This window comes from Pseudoalteromonas aquimarina, from assembly GCF_049257255.1.
In the GTDB taxonomy this organism is placed as follows: Bacteria; Pseudomonadota; Gammaproteobacteria; order Enterobacterales; family Alteromonadaceae; genus Pseudoalteromonas.
In genome coordinates, this window is record NZ_JBMMUG010000003.1 from 599,958 (window position 1) to 616,719 (window position 16,762).

20 protein-coding genes are annotated in these 16,762 nt (G+C 40.6%); 15 read left to right on the top strand and 5 right to left on the bottom strand.

The genetic code is table 11. The annotated features are described in order from the left end of the window. Positions 1–23: 23 nt before the first annotated feature. Positions 24–596: a lipid-binding SYLF domain-containing protein gene (locus AAEU29_RS10685; protein WP_421973317.1), complete on the top strand. Its 573-nt coding sequence runs from the start codon at positions 24–26 to the stop codon at positions 594–596. Between the two features lie 60 nt (positions 597–656). On the opposite strand, the gene AAEU29_RS10690 is transcribed toward AAEU29_RS10685, so the two are convergent. Further along, on the bottom strand, positions 657–1,349 hold the full coding sequence (locus AAEU29_RS10690; protein WP_421973318.1) for a tellurite resistance TerB family protein: 693 nt from the start codon (positions 1,347–1,349) through the stop codon (positions 657–659). Between the two features lie 193 nt (positions 1,350–1,542). Between AAEU29_RS10690 and AAEU29_RS10695 the strand changes: the two genes are divergently transcribed. Continuing rightward, on the top strand, positions 1,543–1,908 hold the full coding sequence (locus AAEU29_RS10695; protein ID WP_372771514.1) for a DUF2750 domain-containing protein: 366 nt from the start codon (positions 1,543–1,545) through the stop codon (positions 1,906–1,908). A gap of 81 nt (positions 1,909–1,989) precedes the next feature. Here AAEU29_RS10695 and AAEU29_RS10700 read toward each other — a convergent pair whose 3' ends face one another. After that, positions 1,990–3,084, bottom strand: a complete 1,095-nt coding sequence (locus AAEU29_RS10700) for a c-type cytochrome (protein ID WP_421973319.1) — start codon at positions 3,082–3,084, stop codon at positions 1,990–1,992. Between the two features lie 181 nt (positions 3,085–3,265). Here AAEU29_RS10700 and AAEU29_RS10705 point away from each other — a divergent pair, with 181 nt between their 5' ends. The 4 genes from AAEU29_RS10705 to upp all read left to right on the top strand — a co-directional run bounded on the left by AAEU29_RS10705 (position 3,266) and on the right by upp (position 5,648). After that, a complete protein-coding gene (locus AAEU29_RS10705) occupies positions 3,266–3,637 on the top strand; it encodes a hypothetical protein (protein WP_421973320.1) in 372 nt (123 codons plus the stop codon). Next, positions 3,628–4,011, top strand: coding sequence for a hypothetical protein (locus tag AAEU29_RS10710; protein WP_421973321.1), 384 nt, complete (start codon positions 3,628–3,630; stop codon positions 4,009–4,011). Before AAEU29_RS10705 ends, AAEU29_RS10710 begins: the two co-directional genes overlap by 10 nt. A gap of 71 nt (positions 4,012–4,082) precedes the next feature. Further along, the gene (locus AAEU29_RS10715; RefSeq protein ID WP_421973322.1) at positions 4,083–4,946 is read left to right on the top strand and encodes an alpha/beta hydrolase; all 864 of its coding nucleotides are present in this window, start codon (positions 4,083–4,085) and stop codon (positions 4,944–4,946) included. Between the two features lie 72 nt (positions 4,947–5,018). Next, a complete protein-coding gene (gene upp / locus AAEU29_RS10720) occupies positions 5,019–5,648 on the top strand; it encodes a uracil phosphoribosyltransferase (RefSeq protein WP_274762201.1) in 630 nt (209 codons plus the stop codon). A 39-nt stretch (positions 5,649–5,687) separates the two neighbouring features. Here the strand turns inward: upp and AAEU29_RS10725 are convergent, their stop codons facing one another. The 3 genes from AAEU29_RS10725 to AAEU29_RS10735 are packed head-to-tail and all read right to left on the bottom strand — an operon-like array spanning position 5,688 to position 7,952. Further along, positions 5,688–6,053, bottom strand: coding sequence for a DUF3325 family protein (locus tag AAEU29_RS10725; protein ID WP_421973323.1), 366 nt, complete (start codon positions 6,051–6,053; stop codon positions 5,688–5,690). Beyond that, positions 6,050–7,654 carry a PepSY-associated TM helix domain-containing protein gene (locus AAEU29_RS10730; RefSeq protein WP_421973324.1) on the bottom strand — a complete coding sequence of 535 codons (1,605 nt, stop codon included), beginning with the start codon at positions 7,652–7,654 and terminating at the stop codon, positions 6,050–6,052. The genes AAEU29_RS10725 and AAEU29_RS10730 overlap by 4 nt, the downstream gene beginning before the upstream one ends. A 7-nt stretch (positions 7,655–7,661) precedes the next feature. Beyond that, a complete protein-coding gene (locus AAEU29_RS10735; protein ID WP_421973325.1) occupies positions 7,662–7,952 on the bottom strand; it encodes a hypothetical protein in 291 nt (96 codons plus the stop codon). 412 nt (positions 7,953–8,364) lie between these two features. Between AAEU29_RS10735 and AAEU29_RS10740 the strand changes: the two genes are divergently transcribed. From AAEU29_RS10740 to AAEU29_RS10780, 9 genes are all read left to right on the top strand, one after another. Further along, entirely contained in the window at positions 8,365–9,777 is a 1,413-nt protein-coding gene (locus tag AAEU29_RS10740) for a DKNYY domain-containing protein (RefSeq protein ID WP_421973326.1), read from the top strand. Between the two features lie 323 nt (positions 9,778–10,100). Beyond that, positions 10,101–11,120, top strand: coding sequence for an SIR2 family protein (locus AAEU29_RS10745; protein WP_421973327.1), 1,020 nt, complete (start codon positions 10,101–10,103; stop codon positions 11,118–11,120). An 8-nt stretch (positions 11,121–11,128) separates the two neighbouring features. After that, positions 11,129–12,859: an ATP-binding protein gene (locus AAEU29_RS10750; protein ID WP_421973328.1), complete on the top strand. Its 1,731-nt coding sequence runs from the start codon at positions 11,129–11,131 to the stop codon at positions 12,857–12,859. 270 nt (positions 12,860–13,129) lie between these two features. After that, on the top strand, positions 13,130–13,486 hold the full coding sequence (locus tag AAEU29_RS10755; protein ID WP_421973329.1) for a hypothetical protein: 357 nt from the start codon (positions 13,130–13,132) through the stop codon (positions 13,484–13,486). Positions 13,487–13,667: 181 nt separating this feature from the next. Next, positions 13,668–14,027, top strand: coding sequence for a hypothetical protein (locus AAEU29_RS10760; protein ID WP_421973330.1), 360 nt, complete (start codon positions 13,668–13,670; stop codon positions 14,025–14,027). Positions 14,028–14,109: 82 nt separating this feature from the next. After that, entirely contained in the window at positions 14,110–14,367 is a 258-nt protein-coding gene (locus AAEU29_RS10765) for a hypothetical protein (RefSeq protein ID WP_421973331.1), read from the top strand. 80 nt (positions 14,368–14,447) lie between these two features. Next, positions 14,448–15,449 carry an NADPH-dependent aldehyde reductase Ahr gene (gene ahr / locus AAEU29_RS10770; RefSeq protein ID WP_421973332.1) on the top strand — a complete coding sequence of 334 codons (1,002 nt, stop codon included), beginning with the start codon at positions 14,448–14,450 and terminating at the stop codon, positions 15,447–15,449. 99 nt (positions 15,450–15,548) lie between these two features. Then, positions 15,549–16,406, top strand: a complete 858-nt coding sequence (locus AAEU29_RS10775; protein ID WP_421973333.1) for a carboxylate/amino acid/amine transporter — start codon at positions 15,549–15,551, stop codon at positions 16,404–16,406. Positions 16,407–16,510: 104 nt separating this feature from the next. Further along, on the top strand, positions 16,511–16,762 hold a 252-nt coding region (locus AAEU29_RS10780; protein WP_421973334.1), incomplete at its 3' end, for an IS4/Tn5 family transposase DNA-binding protein.

The window sequence follows — 16,762 nt, forward strand, 5'->3', positions numbered from 1 at the left end:
GTGTTACGAAAAGGAGACAAAACATGGGTAAGATTTTAACCGTTTTAATGTCACTGTGTTTAATAAGCGTAAGTGCCGTGACAAAAGCCGACGACTATCAAAGCACAATTAATAACTTTCGCCAATCGGCAGCTGCAAAGCCCTTTTTTAATAATGCCTACGGTTACGCGGTGTTTCCAACCATAGGTAAAGGTGGATTAGGTGTTGGGGCAGCCTATGGTAAAGGCAAAGTCTACAAGCAAGGCAAAGCGGTTGGCAAAACAAGTATGAGCCAATTATCGCTTGGTTTTCAGGCAGGTGGTCAAGCCTATAGCCAAATCGTCTTTTTTAAAGATAAACGTGCGTTTGATGAATTTACCTCAGGCAATTTCGAATTTGGCGCAGGCGCATCGGCAGTTGCAATTACGGCTGCGGCACAAGCGCAAGCAGGCTCTACAGGCGTCAGTTCAAGTGTTGGTACGGATGCAGATTCTACCAAGCAAAATAAGGCGGTTTATCGTAAAGGTATGGCAGTAATGACGCTCGCTAAAGGTGGCTTGATGTATGAAGCGGCCATTGCAGGGCAAAAATATGATTATAAACCGCTGAAAAAGTAAAAAACCCTCTTTAAGATAAATAAAAAAACCAGAGATTAACTCTGGTTTTTTATTTAATAACTATTCACTGTGTGCGATTTGCTGATGAATGTTATTGACCAATTCCCGTGGTAAACACAACTGATTTGCCAGCGTTTGTAAGTATTGCTGCGAAATTTGTTGGTTTAAATCAATAGCACTGGCACTTGCAGCATACACTTCAATACCGGTTTGCGCATTAGGTACTGATGCCACAAGATCAGATAAGCTCATCGGCTTTCTAAGCTCATCAAATAACATGGCTTTTTCGTTCATTGATAATGTCATTTGCTCAACTTGCGAAAAAATCTTTTGCCTTTCGCTTTCATCAATATGGCCATCGGCATATGCCGCAGCAATCATCGCGCGCATAAGCAGTAATTGGCCACAGCCTGTTTCATCTTCTACTACGTGCTCAAACGTTTGCTGCTGCATCGTTGCAGGTTCAAATTGATAGCGGTTCGCCCCTTGGCGCTGTTGCATAGCTTCATCAAAGGCTTTTTTATCAGCCGCTTGTTGTGCGCTACTGCTTTTTTCACTGTATTGTTGATAGGCTTTCCAAGCAAGTCCGCCAACGGCGGCAAGGGCACCGTATTTAACCGCTTTTGCCCCCATCTTTTTCGACTTTTTACCACCAAGCAAGCTGGTTAATCCACCGCCTGCCACGCCACCTAAAAAGCCACTTAATGCACCTGATTTATTTAGGCTGCCAACTAATTTTTGTAGATCTTTCATAGCTCTTCCCTAAATTAATAATGTGACTAGGTTAAAAAATACGTTGGCTAAAGGAAATAAAAAATCTGTTACAAAGTGATTCAAAGGTGAGCTTAAAAGAGAGAAAAAACACGTTTACACTATAACAATGCGATAATTTTGTCATATAAAGGGTATACTCTCGCAAAAGTCATTATAGATAGTGGAGATAAATATGAGTGAAACGAATCAACGTGAAATTCTCGCGGAATTTTTAACTCAAAGTAAAACAGCTCAGTCAATATGGGCATTGCAAGACAAAGCCAGTGAAGATTGGGTAGTTTTAGATTCTCCAAACTTTGAAAATGCAGAAGTAATGCCTGTTTGGTCAACAAAAGAATTGGCTCAGGTGCATTGTGTGCAAGAATGGCAAGAGTTTGAACCAAGCGAAATCTCAATTAACGATTGGCTCGACTACTGGTTAGAAGATCTTAAAGAAGACGATATTGTTATCGGTGTAAACTGGGCTGAAGAAGGCGATATTGTTGAGCTTGAAGTGACTGATTTTAGTCAGGCATTAGCAAGCATTCTACCGGTTTAATTTAAGATTAAACCACACGTCGGCAAAATTGCCGACGTGCCTTCTAAGTCTTAGCGCTGCTTAATTAAACATAAGCAAACGTTAGTCACTTACCCCTTCAATATCACCGCGTCTTACTGGGTAGCCCTGATTCATCCAACCAAAAATACCTTCCCATAATACTGCTGTTCGGGTGTAACCACGTTTTCGCAAGCGGTTAATGGTGTGATCGGCTGCGGCTCGCGGGCAAGAGCAATACGCCACAATTTGCACATCTTTTGGAATGCCAGCAACGGTTTCATCTAAATCTGCATAGTAAGGAAATGGAATCGCCCCCTCAATATGTGCTGTTTGCCATACCGATGTCACCCGTGTATCTAATAACACCATGCGCTTTTTCGCATTAAGCGCGTCATTTAAATCTTTCGAAAGCACATACATGCCAGCTTTTAAATCAAAATTAGGGTCGTCACCGTGTTTATTGATGATGTAGTTTTCAGGTGTGGGCAGAGCTTTTAATACTGGCGTTTCATCGGTCCAACCAAGCGATTTACTGCGAAGAAACGCCGTAATATTATCGATGTCGTCACTTGAAAGCTTGTCTTTAAACGCCACCATTGGCGTGTTTTGCCTACCATTTTCAATGGCATGGCGTATAAATTCATCGGTATTATGGGCAAGCGCTGAAGGGTTCATTATGGCTGGTCCTGTAACTCCTTCGCCTTTGCTGCCGTGGCAGCTTGCGCATTCTTTTTGGTAAACGGTTTCGCCGCGTTTTATGTCGCCATGTACTGGGTTGGTTGAAAACTTCAATCTGTCGTAACCCGCTTGCTCAAATAGCCAATAGGTTAAATCCCAGGTTTCATCTAACGTCATTGGCCCGCCAACTTCATCAAGGTAGCCGCCCATGGCTGTGCCAACACGGCCATATTGCATTGGCCTTAAAATTTGATGCGCAATGCCTGATTCCATCAAACTTTTACTGCGAAGTGAGGGCGCATGATCATTTTTATGCCCCTCGCGGTTTTCACCATGGCAAAGCGCACAGTATTTTTGATAATTATTGGCAGCCACCTTAGCTTGTTCAGCTGTGAGCTTGCGTGGTGGTGAGCGCAATTCGCGCTCAAAGGCAAATGCGGTGTGTGTTAAAAATGATGAAAATGCAATGCAGATCATTGCTATAGCATGCGTGCGCATTAGTCTGCGTTCCTTAAAATTTAGCCCCAATGCCAGCTTAAACAGCTCTTATGCGTTTTTCTAGCGAAAAACAAATTTGCTTACAATTGAGCGAAAAACTAAGCAGGTGCTAGTTCGTTTTAAAGCGAATAGGGCAAGTAATACTATTCATCACGGCGCAGTTTAATTAAACTGCCACGCTATGAACGCATTTATCCCTTTAATTTACGGTCTCTTTTTATTTGGCAGCTTAAGCTGTTATTCACTGCATGCATTTTTTAATATACCTATTGTGCTTGCGGCCACAATGCCCGCGTTAATTGGCAGTTTTATTCCTTTTAATAAACAACATAAACACCATCCGTTTGCAGCAATTTATACAGGGTGTTTTGCTGGTATGTGTTCCGTTGCAACGGTAAGCGCACTTTGGGAATTTATTTTTATCGCGGCGATAGGCACGCTTTTATACATTAAAAGTATTAATTTATTTGAAGGGTTTGGTGGGCGTTTAGGTGGCATTGCGTTTACCTGTAGCGCGTTATTTGTTTTATTGAAAGGGGTGTTATGGGTTTAGATTTAATTGCCATTTCCCTGATTGGGGCAATATCCACGTTTTTACTCGCAAAACGCAACCGTTTTGACGGTATTCGCGCATCAACGTCGCTTTCGATTATTGCTTACTTTGTGTTTTACGCTGCAAATTTAAATGTTGAGTTATACAGCTTAGTGTTCTTTGGCAGCACTTTTGTTGGTATGAGCGCGCCCAAACGCTTTGGTTTATATACTCAAATTATTGCCGCATTGATATTTGCCGTGCTGTTTGAAAATTTAGTGCCTTTTATTAATGGCTATGGCGGTGCATTAGGGTTAAGCGCGTTTTTATCGGTAAGTGTTTGTCATTTAGGCATTTTAATGGGCGCACCACGCAGCAATAAAAATACACCCTAAATATTTTTGTGAACTGTCGCTAAAATAGCAACGTATTAACCTTTATTCCAAGCACAACTTTTGAGGTGTTTATGAAGTGGTTAATACTCATTACGCTTTTATGCTTGCAAGGATGCAGTACTAATTATTTTCTTTATAGCCCGAATGATGAAATTGGCTTTAGCAAAAGTGATTTTAAGCACCCAGTAAAAGACAGTTTTATTCGCTCTCGCTCAGGAAATACTCTGCATTTACAGCACCACTTAAGTGACGAACCTGTTGGCTTGGTAATTCATTTTCATGGTAATCGCGGTAACTTATCGCAAACCGTTGAAAAAGTAGTGTGGTTAGTTGATGAAGGTTACGACGTAATGCTGGTTGACTATTCTGGCTATGGTTTATCAACCGGAAAACCCACCCGTGAACACTTAGCCCTAGATGCCCAAACCATTTTTGAAATTAGTGCTGATTTAGCCTACGAGCACAAAATAATTGTGGCGACTTCCATGGGCGGTGCCATTGCACTCGATGGACTTGAAAAAAGTCAGCTTGAATCTCAGTTTGACCTAATGGTGATTGACTCAAGTTTTGAAAGTTATCAAAACTTAGCAAAAGATGTAGTTGCAAATGTACCCATTGCCAAATGGTTTAGTGAAAAGATCCCAAGCCTTGTTAGTGACGAGCGCGCACCTGCATACAACATTAAAGCCATTAAACAAGTTGATATGATAATCGCCCATTGCCAAGATGATAAGTTAATCCCTATTTCGCGCGGCGAAGCGTTATATCAATTTGCTGGCACAAACAGTCAGTTTTGGCAATTTGAAGGGTGCCGCCATGCGCGTACTTTTACCGATGAGTTTCCACATCATCAAAAGCGTTTGCTAAGTTACATAAAGCAAAACCGTACAAACAGGTTGCTTGCTCAAAATGCCGAGACGATTATACTCGATTAAGGCTAAAAAAGTTCGTCGATTCACAAGTGCTTGTTAAACTAATAATAAAGATCATTTAGTTTGGAGCACAGCATGAAGGTAGTTGAGGTAAAACACCCTCTGATAAGTCATAAAATGGGGCTTTTGCGCCAGCACGATATTAGCGTGAAAGCGTTTCGTGAATTGGTTTCAGAAATTGGCAGTTTATTAACGTTTGAAGCAACGCGAGATTTACCGCTTGAAAATACCACCACCACAACATGGCAGGGCGATATTACCACCGAGCAACTTGCGGGCAAAAAATTAACCTTAGTGCCTATTTTAAGAGCTGGCCTTGGCTTAAATGAAGGGGTTTTAACGGTGATCCCGTGTGCCAGAATCTCAGTTGTGGGGCTTTATCGCGATGAAGAAACCTTAGAACCCGTTCCTTATTTTGAAAAGTTAACATCCGATTTAGACAAACGCGTTGCACTGGTGGTTGACCCAATGCTGGCAACAGGCGGCTCAATGATTGCGACCATAGATTTGCTAAAAAAACACGGGGTGACGGAGATTAAAGCCATGGTGCTTGTTGCCGCGCCAGAAGGTATTCAAGCGCTCGCGCATGCCCACCCAGATATTTCCCTTTACGCTGCAAGTATCGACGAGAAACTCAATGAGCAAGGCTACATTTTACCGGGCCTTGGCGATGCTGGTGATAAGATTTTTGGCACCAAAAAATAAATTAAGTGCGATACGCTAAAAGCCTAGCGTATCGCCTTTTTATAATAAAAACCAAAGCGTTAATTCAAGTAACAACACGCTAGTAATCATTAAATTAATTGGTTTTTTGTTTGGAATTACCGGGAACAGTGATAAAAATGGTGCTTTTTCAAAGGCCACTGAAAGCACCGTGGCAAGTAGGGCAGTGGCGCCAAACATCACCACAAGCGCATTTGCAAACCCCAAATGTAAACTTAAAACAAACAGCGCACTTAGCATTAACAGCCATGCGCCAGTGCGATAACACGTGATTTGTTTATCCAAAGGTTTAAATTCGCGGCCAAGGGTTTTGGTGTATTTAGGCATAGCCAATAAAAACAGGCAAAGGGCTTGGTAAATCAATAATAGCGAAATAAAAAAGGTCATACTGCGGCCTCTTTTTGGCGAGTGTGTTGTAGCTTGTGGGCGATTGTTTTTAAACGGTGTTTTTTAACCATTATTGCAATGGCAAAACAGCTTATGGCTGCTACTAAATTGATAAAATCAAACGCAGCAAATACAACATCGTTATGTTTAATGCTGTTAATTAAACCGCGGTGTGTGGTGAGGGCATTTACAATCGGCACTAGTGCAAACAAAAAGCCTGCAGTGAGCCATAACCGATACCAAGCAACAGCCGCTAATTTGCGTGCGCTATACCAACAGCCATAACCAATAAAGCAACACCAGGTGATAAAAAAGCTGTGCATTTCCCAATCTACTCGGTGCGCAAAATCAACAGCAATAAGGCGGTTTGCTAAAAAGTACACGGCGATGGCAGCAGGCAAACCAACAACAGTGCCAATATTTAACCCTTCGGTAAGTTTAAAACTAAAGGGTAATCCATCTGGGTTTGCCAGTGCTTTTTTACGGCGCTTGGTGGTCCAAAGCACCATGCCCGATGCAATCATCACACAGCCAGTAAGGCCTGCAAAAAAGTAAAGCCAGCGCACAGGCAATGTGGCAAACATGCCTTCATGAAGCTCTAAAAAGATTGAATGCACATGACGAGTGCCTTGATACATAGGGGTATAAGAATAAAGCTCCCCTGTGGTTGCGTGCAAAATAAGCTTAGCGCCATCATCACTTGGTGATTTTTGCTCAAGTGAAAAAACCGCCAAGCTATTTAGGTCGTACGGGTGAAACACACGAATGGCAATGGCGCGACGTGCATCGTTATGATTTTCTAAAACTGCTTCAGCTTTTTGGTACAAGGTATTTAGCGGTAGCTGGTTTGCAACTATTCCTGATGCACTATTTGGAGCGCCGCGCTGGTAATAATCATCAAAAAAACGCTGTTTGTTTTCTTCGCCAAAGCCATAGCTGGCGTTCATTACAAACGGCACGTAAGTAAACATAAACATAATAAGGCCTGAATAAGTGATCATTAGGTGAAATGGCAAGCTCACCACACTCATAAGATTATGCCCATCAAGCCACGAGCTGGCGCCTTTGTTACGGCGAAAGGTAAAAAACTCTTTAAAGATTTTTTTATGCACCACAATGCCAGTAACAAGGCCTAGCAACATAAAAACCGTAAAAACACCAACCAAGTAATAAGCAAATTGCTTTGGCAAATAGTGCAAACGGTAATGCATGCGATAAAGTGCTTGGCCTCCGCCTGTTTTACGATGGGTAAGTTCTTCGCCATTTTCGCCATTAAGAGTTTTGCTGATGTTTTTGAGTTTTCCGTCGGCATTTTTTTGTTGATACCTTAGCCACAAATGAGGCTCAGACCTTACAATTGGTAAGTAAATTCGCCACTCTTTTGCATCACGGCCGTAAGTATTTAAATGGGCATTTGCAGTATTAAGCGAAGCGCTTACCGATGCGGTATTTTGTGGTAATTCGGGTGCCATCCATGCATCAATTTCACTATCAAAATAGCCCAAGGTACCGGTAACAAAAATAAAGTAGAGCAGCCAACTTACTAAAATACCTGTCCAGGTATGCAGCCACGCCATTGATTGTCTAAAGCCACTTTTCATAGTTGCCTCACACCGTTACAAACAAAAAATTAAACGCGGCGCTAAGCACTAGCACGACTAAGCTCTGTAAAAACACGCGCTTTGTTGATTTAGCTGAAAAAACAAACATCACAAAGCCAGTAAAAATTGCAAAGCTCAGCATGGAGCTTGCTGCAATGGCATCAACTTGGTTAAGCGGTAATAACAGGGATAATAAAATGCTAAGTGACATGGTGATGCTGTAGCCCAGTGCAACGGCAATAAATACTCGGAAGATAACGTCTTTGTTAGCACGAATTGAAGAAAATACGTGATCCATAAAAATACAAAATATAACTATAATGGCGAATGATAACAGTTATCGTTAATGTTATAAACTTTCAGGTTAATAAATTTCTATTTGATTTAGCAATTAGCTAACAAATAAAACTTTTAAAAAGTGAGGGTTATTAAATTGCGGGAGTTTAGTTAAGTACTGGTTTTTAATGCTTAGCAATGAACTAAACAAAAGGGGTCAAAGATAAAGGGTAACTACAATAATCCATAGCAAAGCTGGCTAATCTTGCTAAGGGCGAATGCGTGGTTTAGGCGCTTGAATACCTGTTAGTTAAAAAGTGAGCAATTTTCACGTGAATAACGCTGAAAAATTCCTTTTTTTGGTTTAGCATAAATGCAAAAAATAATAATAGGCTTACTAAGCAATGGATTTCGTCTACCAAGGAAAATTTTGGGTGAGTGCGGTTTTTTTAGCGGCGCTTTTGGCATTCTCATCAAGTATGCGTGCAGACGATAGGCCTTGGCTAAGTTATCTTATTAATCCCTCTTTTTGGTTTGCAGGCCCTGTAGATCAAACACTGTCAGACTCTTATTATTACTCTTATAACAAACAACAAATTCGCTTTTCGCCCATGGGCAATTGGTTTGAGCTAGGCAACACCTTAATTGAACATGCCGATGTGGCAACATTTGAAGTTTTGTCTCGTGATTTTGCCAAAGACAAAAATCATATTTACTACCAAGCAACCCCAATTACTGAGTTTGTTGATTACCAAAGCTTTTCTTTAATAAACGAAATGCTAACGCGCGACAAAAACCATGTTTATGTGCTAAAGCGTTTTGTTTCAGAAAGTGTGTTAGACACCAACAGCAAATCGCCGCTGCACATTATTACTGATGCAAATCCGCGTAGTTTTACCGTAATAAACGATGCGTGGTCACAGGATGAAAATCATCATTTTTATTATTTTATAAAGCAAGATATTGATTTTTCATCGTTTGAGCAATTATCAGAAGACATAGTAAAAGATCAGTTTTGGGTGTTTATTAAAAAGGGCGATCATTTTATTAAAACCAATGTGGAAGGCGCGAATGTAAGTGTTTTAAACGAGCAGTTTATTTATAACCACAGCCATATTTTTTGGTATAACGCACAGTATTCAAAGACTAATGCTGGTGGCAGCAACACAAAAGTGTGGTTACAGGCATTGCCATACCAAGACATAACCAGTTTTAAACAGTTTAACGAGGCGTTTTTTGCACTAGATAACCGCGTGTTTTATGACAATAATCCGGTTGAGGCAGCAAAAGTAAACACCTTTCAGATCATCAATAATCTTGGGTTTGCAAAAGACGCAAACCATGTGTTTTATCAACATAAAATGTTAGATAAAGCCGACCCACATAGCTTTTCATTGCTACTAGAACATGGCCATTATGGCCGCGATAACCAGCACATTTATTTTCAAGATAAATTACTTGGCGAAAAACAAGCGCCGCTCAAAATACTCAGCAACGATGAATACTTAATAAGTGGTGAAAAGGTGTTTTACCAAGGGCGCGAAGTGGTTGGTGCAAAGGCCGCTAAATTTGAATTACTCACACGCTTTGCCAGTTACGCCAGTGACGGTGAATTTATCTATTTTAAAGATCAAAAACTCGATGGCGTTGATTTAAATAGCGTTGTGGTAATCAATCGCGACTTGGCAATTCGCGATGCAAACTCGGTATTTTGGGGCAGCAAACGAGTTGAAGGTGCCGACAGCGCCACTTTTACCCGTAGCCACCGCAACTACGACAAATACGATGCTGAAGATAAACGCTTTTATTATAAAAACGGCATTAAAGTGGCATTAAAAGAAGACTAACTTGCGAAGAACTGATTGCGTATTTTTGTGCTACACACCCATGTAACACGGTTAGATGACGCGAATATCTAAAAAACACTTGTAATACCTTGTTATAGTTAAATAAATTCAATTCTTTACTATTATATTGCCTACATTTCAGGTTAGATTAGTAATGCGTGTTTTTTACGCTGAAATTCTTATTGCTAATTTATTGAAAGTATTAAATAAAATTGGTGTGTAGGCTCTTGCTTTTGAAAAGCTGCCTTAAAGTGAAATGAGCACTGATAAGCTGTAAGGCGTTCAAGGTAGCATTATTGTCATCAGCCAATATAAGGAATGTTATGTCTGAAGAAATTCTAGATAAAATATCAAAACAAGCTCAAGATTATTACAAAAACACTCCTGTCATTATATTAGGAAGTGGAGCTTCGGCTGCTTTCGGAATGTCTGGAATGTGGAAGTTAGCACAGCATCTTATGGCGAATGTCGATGTGGCGGATTTACACGATAATGAACAAAATTCTTGGCATAACTTTTGTGAAAAATTGAGAGCCGATATAGATTTAGAAACAGCGTTACATGATGTTCCATTGTCACCTGAACTAACTGGTCGGGTAGTTTCTGAAACATGGAACCTTCTAGCACCTGAAGATTTTAAGGTGTTTGAGAATTCACTTAATAACCCCTCATTGTTCCCATTAGGTAAGCTACTAAAACATATGTTTAGGAGCACGGCCAAAGAGCTCAACATAATAACTCCCAATTATGACCGATTAGCAGAATATGCATGCGAACAAGAAAATATTCATCATTACAGTGGTTTCTCTCATGGCTATAGAGGTTATAGCGTTAAGAAGGACTATTTATCTTGCTCTAGACAGGTAAATATCTGGAAAGTCCATGGTTCCCTAGGTTGGTTCACTAATTCTAATGGTATAATTACATCTTTAAGTAATATTAACGAAATCCCTAACGATCTAACACCACTAATAGTAACACCCGGTATTGAAAAATACCGTAGTACTCATAAAGAGCCCTATAAAACAATTATCCATGAATCTGACGATGTAATGGATGAAGCCACCGCTTATTTATGTGTTGGCTTTGGTTTCAATGATGAACATATCCAAACGAAGCTCGTAAATCGGTGTGCGAATAATGGAGCATCGGTAATTATCATTACTTATGAATTGACCGAAGCTACGAAAGAGTTTATTGCCAATGAAAGTACAGACAAATACTTAGCTATTGAATCTGCTGAGAACAATAAATCTAAAATTTATAGTTCCCTATTGGATGAACCAGTAGAAGTAGAAGGCGATTTCTGGTCACTTAATGGCTTCATGAATTTAATAATGTAAGGGAAGATATGACTATTTTTAATTTTAATGATGATGAAGCTTTAGGTAAAGTCGCTTCCGTAGATACTGCAACAGTTGTTGTAGAGGTAAATGATGCTGAACTGTTAAAAAGGTTGCAGGTTAATAGGTTGGCAGTATTACAAAGTAGTAAGCCCGGGCAGCATTTAATTGGAATCATCAATCAAGTTACAAGAAAAAAGCTAATACCCTCTGCTACTGAAGAAGATGAAGCTCCTTCTGATGAGCAGAATTTATGTAAAGTGGCATTGATTGGCTCATTGATTGATGCTGACGGTATAAAAAGAAACATATTTCGTCGCACACTAGAAAGCGTACCTGAAATTGATGCAAATTGTTTTGCATTGGAAGGCGAAAAACTAACTTCATTCATGAGAGTTATTTCCCATGCAGAAGCTGACGGTAATTCTTTAACTTTAGGTAAATATACCTTAGATGAAAATGCGGTAGCTTACTTAAATGGTAATAAGTTTTTCCAGCGACATGCTTTTATTGGAGGAAGTACTGGGGCTGGTAAGTCTTGGACTACGGCTAGAATTATTGAGCAAGTTTCTGAGCTGAAAAACTCAAATGCAATAATTTTTGACTTACACGGTGAGTATTCTCCTTTAGAGGGGGGTGGAATTAGTCACTTCAAAGTTGCAGGCCCGAGTGATATAGAATCAAATCGAACATTAGCAGATGGTGCAATTTATCTACCTTATTGGCTGCTATCATATGAAGCATTGGTTTCATTATTCGTTGATCGCAGCGATCAAAATGCTCCAAACCAAGCAATGCTAATGGCGAGAGAAGTCAATTCAGCTAAAACTAGATACTTAGAAGACGGTGGTTATCAAGATATTTTAGATAACTTCACAGTTGATAGCCCAGTTCCTTTTGATTTGTCATCATTGATACATGAGTTAAATGCTATCAATGTTGAGCGTGTACCAGGTGCTCGAGCAGGGACCGACAAAGCTGGTGAATTTAACGGTAAACTAAGCAGAATGATTTCTCGCTTAGAAAATAAAATATCAGATCGACGATTAGGTTTTTTGTTCCAAGGTGGCGCAGATGTTTTAAAGTTTGACTGGTTAAATAGGTTAGCTGATGCTCTTTTAGGAAGTAACGATGAAAATGGGAATGGAGGAGTTAAGATAATTAACTTTTCTGAGGTTCCGTCAGATGTGCTACCTCTAATCGTTTCATTAGTAGCTCGCCTTGCTTTTTCTGTTCAACAGTGGACGCCCTCTGAGGAGCGCCATCCAGTAGCAATCCTATGTGATGAAGCCCATTTATATATTCCTAATAAAAATGTGTCTGGCGCATCGGATGATATATCTATTCAAATTTTCGAACGCATAGCTAAAGAAGGCCGAAAGTACGGAGTTAGTTTAGTGGTTGTCACACAAAGGCCATCTGAAGTGAATAAGACCATACTTAGCCAGTGCAGTAATTTTGTGGCTATGAGGCTTACAAATTCTGATGATCAATCGGTCATAAAAAAACTACTCCCAGATAGCCTAGGTGGTTTTAGTGATATTTTACCTACTTTAGATACTGGTGAAGCGCTTGTTGTAGGAGACGCAAGTTTATTGCCTAGCCGTATACGCATAGATGAGCCAAATAATAAGCCAGATAGTGGCACCATAGAATTCTGGAAGGAGTGGCAGGGTGATGTCACTGTGGGACGTTTATATAAAGCAATAGACAATTGGAGAAAGCAAAACATTCAGTAATGTTAGCTTAAAAGATCATTTTAACAGGATGAGATAGCAGGTTGTTGTTCTTTTACTCACTAATTTTAACCAGCTATTTTATTGCATCTGAATGAGTCTTCATAACACTAAATAGATTTAGAATAAACATTAGATATAGAAGGAGTTTTTGATATGGGGAGACCTGTAATACCAAACATGCGTATGTGGCCTAGGAATTTGAGTACGGCTCAAGGAGGCGGTCTCTCAACCTCACAAGGTGGTGGGATGTCAACCTCACAAGGTGGTGGGATGTCAACTTCTCAATATGGTGGCATGTCGACATCCCAATACGGAGGAATGTCAACTTCTCAATATGGTGGGCTTTCGACATCCCAATATGGCGGTTTGTCTACGTCTCAATATGGTGGTCTCTCAACCTCTCAATATGGTGGTTTGTCTACTTCACAATATGGGGGGTTATCAACAGCTCCTGGAGGAGGTATGTCCAAATCAGCTAACAATGTTTACATGAGCAATATTCCTCCTTGGCCTGTATTTGTTCGTGAATTAGAGATTCGCGGTTATCAGGCTCAAGCAGAACTCATTCGTCAATACTTACCTAGAGAGTTATGGCCTGAAAACTTTTTTAAGCAAAAGAATCAATAATGTAAAGAATAAATGTGCAATCAATTGCTAAGAGTCGTTGATTTCTAACTTAAAGACATTGTTCTACTGCGAAGTTAACGGCGATAATAATGGGCTCGTCTGTGAGCGCCATTTTAAAAAACTAGTGACACTAAGGAATAACATTTAAATTTATGCATGGTTGCATACCAAAAGGAACCAAATGAATCGCCTATTTAAAATTGTGTTGCTGATAGTTACGTTTTTGTGTGGACTTTATTGGCTGTGGTTTTATGTATCGCCAGCTATCACCATTGTAAATAACTCTAGCAGCGATATAACCCATGCCAATATTGAGCTACCATCCAGCCGTTTAGATTTTGGTGAGATTAAAAGCGGCGCGAGTAATACGCTTTATTATACTTTATCGCAACCGCGTGATGGCAGCTATTTGTATAAAATAATTACCGCTCACGAAATTACTCATCAAGGTAGCTGCGGCTATGTAACAAACAATGAGCTAAATAAACGGCTTAAAATTGTGATTACACAAGATAACCGTGTACTCTGTGAAATTGATTAGTCGGTGCCTTACTTTAAAGATTTCAGCGCCACACATTAAATCATGACTATACTGAGTGAACACTTATTCAGTTGGAAATGTTATGAGCAAATTACCTTCTTACTTACCTTTAATAATTATTTGTGCGGGCTTAGCTTTTTTATTAACTGGCTGCTCCAAGGCTGACCCTGTGCCAGTAAGCGAGTGCAAGGCAGTGGTCGCACATGCTAAACGCGTTTTAGGTGACAAAGCGCCAAGCAGTTCAGAAATGCTAAAACAATGTAAAGCGGCAACCGACGAGGCAAGGGGCTGTGTGCTTGCTGCCGACAAACCAATGAAATTACTAGACTGTGATTTTTAACGCGCGTTTTAGTTTAGAGTGATCGTTCTAACTACTTAAGCAGTACACGAATAACACATGATTAAAAAAGGGAAACCAATATGATTACAGCATACGCAGCAAAAGAGCCCGGTGGCGCGCTTGAACAATACCAAATTGAAGTGGGTGAGTTAGGTGCTCATGATGTTGAAATTGATGTGGAATATTGTGGTATTTGCCACTCTGATATTTCAATGATTGATAACGAATGGGGCTTTTCACAGTATCCGTTAGTTGCAGGCCACGAGGTGGTAGGGCGTATTAGCAAAGTGGGCAGTCATGTAAAAAGTGTAAGCGAAGGCCAGCTTGTTGGCCTTGGTTGGCATTCGGATTATTGCCAAACGTGTTATTCGTGTAATTCGGGCGATGAAAACTTATGCCAACAAGCAACGCCGACTATTTTAAGCCATGGTGGTTTTGCCGATAAAGTGCGCGCCAATGAAAAAGCAGTCGTAGCGCTGCCAGATGGTATGGATGCACAGGCGGCAGGCCCACTCTTTTGTGGTGGTATTACGGTATTTAACCCGCTTGTGCAGTTTGATGTTAAACCAACCGACAAAGTAGCGGTGATTGGTATTGGTGGTTTAGGCCATTTAGCACTGCAATTTTTAAATGCGTGGGGCTGCGAGGTAACGGCATTTACATCGTCTGAATCTAAATCTGAAGAAGCCAAACAACTGGGTGCGCATCATACGCTTAACTCGCGAGATAACAGCGCTATTGAAGCGGCTGCTAATAGTTTTGACTTTATTATTTCAACGGTTAACGTAAAACTTGATTGGAATTTGTATTTATCAACCCTTAAACCAAAAGGGCGTTTACACTTTGTGGGTGCAACGTTAGAGCCGCTTGATTTAGGCGCATTTGGTTTAATTGGTGGGCAAAAGCAAGTGTCGGGCTCGCCTGTGGGTAGCCCATCAACCATTGCACAAATGCTTGAGTTTGCAGTGCAGCACAACATTAAACCGCAAATCGAAACCTTTAAAATGAGCGACATAAACGCTGCGCTTGATCATTTAAAATCGGGCAAAGCACGTTACCGTATTGTGCTCGAAAAAGATTAAGCCACTTTAAAACCCCGTATGCAGAAGAGCGGCTCTTCTGCATACCATTTGCTGCCATAATTCGCTAAACTGCCTTTTTAAAAATCATTTTTAATTTTCATGAATTACCTTATCTCGGTCACATTATTGTGGGCATTTTCGTTTAGCCTAATTGGTGTGTATTTAGCAGGCCAAGTAGATGCTTGGTTTAGTGTGCTAATGCGCGTAGCCCTAGCAACCTGTGTGTTTTTACCCTTTTTAAAGCTACTTAGTACGCCAAAAGACATTGCCTTAAAGTTGATGGGCATTGGCGCCATTCAATTAGGCGTAATGTACAGTTTTTACTATCACAGCTTTTTGTATTTAAGCGTGCCAGAGGTATTGCTGTTTACGGTAATGACCCCGCTTTACATCACTTTACTAAATGACTTACTGGAAAAACGCTTTAATGCACAGTTTTTGCTGGTGGCGGTAATTGCGATTTTTGGCGCTATTGCTATTCGCTACGAAGGTATTGATGGCGACTTTTTACTGGGATTATTGTTGGTACAAGGGGCAAACCTGTGTTTTGCCAGCGGCCAAGTGTTTTATAAGCGCTTAATGAGCGAGCAAACACTGGAACATAAAACCGTGTTTGGTTGGTTTTTTATAGGCGCGTTAGTGGTGGCAGTGAGTTGCTATGTGTTATTTGGCAATCCCGACAAGTTACCTACAACTGCTACACAATGGGGCGTGCTTACTTATTTAGGCTTAATTGCATCTGGCCTTGGTTACTTTGCATGGAATAAAGGCGCGGTAGAGGTGAATGTTGGTGCACTTGCAGTAATGAACAACCTGCTTATTCCTGCGGGCATTATTGTTAATGTGGTGATTTGGAACCGCGATGCTGATTTAGTACGTTTAGGCATTGGCGGTGCGATTATTGTATTTGCCCTTTGGCTTAATCAATTTTTAGCGAAAAGAAAAAAGGCGCTTTAAAGCTGTCTCTTATACACAAATCCCTGCTAAGAAATTAGCGGGGATTTTTTTGAACTAAATCTTTGTTCCGCGATCAGATCTTCAAACCTATTTTGGAGATAGCGATGCTAAACAATCATCAACAGTGGGCTGAACAGCAGTTTGGAAAAAGCAACCTCGGTGACCCTCGAAGAACAGCTCGTCTAGTAAAGTTAGCCTCATCTATTGCCAAAGAACCAGGAAAGCCACTCGTAAATATCGCCCAATCTCCCGCCGACATGGAAGGTGCTTACCGGTTTATCCGTAATGACCATGTTGATGCCAACGCAATAGCCGAGTCTGGATTTCAAGTCACCGCAGAGCAAGCATACTCACAC

What these genes read in the sequence shown, in the direction of transcription:
- AAEU29_RS10685 (WP_421973317.1), top strand. Translation starts at nt 24, where the DNA reads ATGGGTAAGATTTTAACCGTTTTAATGTCACTGTGTTTAATAAGCGTA.
- AAEU29_RS10690 (WP_421973318.1), bottom strand. Translation starts at nt 1,349, where the DNA reads ATGAAAGATCTACAAAAATTAGTTGGCAGCCTAAATAAATCAGGTGCA.
- AAEU29_RS10695 (WP_372771514.1), top strand. Translation starts at nt 1,543, where the DNA reads ATGAGTGAAACGAATCAACGTGAAATTCTCGCGGAATTTTTAACTCAA.
- AAEU29_RS10700 (WP_421973319.1), bottom strand. Translation starts at nt 3,084, where the DNA reads ATGCGCACGCATGCTATAGCAATGATCTGCATTGCATTTTCATCATTT.
- AAEU29_RS10705 (WP_421973320.1), top strand. Translation starts at nt 3,266, where the DNA reads ATGAACGCATTTATCCCTTTAATTTACGGTCTCTTTTTATTTGGCAGC.
- AAEU29_RS10710 (WP_421973321.1), top strand. Translation starts at nt 3,628, where the DNA reads ATGGGTTTAGATTTAATTGCCATTTCCCTGATTGGGGCAATATCCACG.
- AAEU29_RS10715 (WP_421973322.1), top strand. Translation starts at nt 4,083, where the DNA reads ATGAAGTGGTTAATACTCATTACGCTTTTATGCTTGCAAGGATGCAGT.
- upp (WP_274762201.1), top strand. Translation starts at nt 5,019, where the DNA reads ATGAAGGTAGTTGAGGTAAAACACCCTCTGATAAGTCATAAAATGGGG.
- AAEU29_RS10725 (WP_421973323.1), bottom strand. Translation starts at nt 6,053, where the DNA reads ATGACCTTTTTTATTTCGCTATTATTGATTTACCAAGCCCTTTGCCTG.
- AAEU29_RS10730 (WP_421973324.1), bottom strand. Translation starts at nt 7,654, where the DNA reads ATGAAAAGTGGCTTTAGACAATCAATGGCGTGGCTGCATACCTGGACA.
- AAEU29_RS10735 (WP_421973325.1), bottom strand. Translation starts at nt 7,952, where the DNA reads ATGGATCACGTATTTTCTTCAATTCGTGCTAACAAAGACGTTATCTTC.
- AAEU29_RS10745 (WP_421973327.1), top strand. Translation starts at nt 10,101, where the DNA reads ATGTCTGAAGAAATTCTAGATAAAATATCAAAACAAGCTCAAGATTAT.
- AAEU29_RS10750 (WP_421973328.1), top strand. Translation starts at nt 11,129, where the DNA reads ATGACTATTTTTAATTTTAATGATGATGAAGCTTTAGGTAAAGTCGCT.
- AAEU29_RS10755 (WP_421973329.1), top strand. Translation starts at nt 13,130, where the DNA reads ATGTCAACTTCTCAATATGGTGGCATGTCGACATCCCAATACGGAGGA.
- AAEU29_RS10760 (WP_421973330.1), top strand. Translation starts at nt 13,668, where the DNA reads ATGAATCGCCTATTTAAAATTGTGTTGCTGATAGTTACGTTTTTGTGT.
- AAEU29_RS10765 (WP_421973331.1), top strand. Translation starts at nt 14,110, where the DNA reads ATGAGCAAATTACCTTCTTACTTACCTTTAATAATTATTTGTGCGGGC.
- ahr (WP_421973332.1), top strand. Translation starts at nt 14,448, where the DNA reads ATGATTACAGCATACGCAGCAAAAGAGCCCGGTGGCGCGCTTGAACAA.
- AAEU29_RS10775 (WP_421973333.1), top strand. Translation starts at nt 15,549, where the DNA reads ATGAATTACCTTATCTCGGTCACATTATTGTGGGCATTTTCGTTTAGC.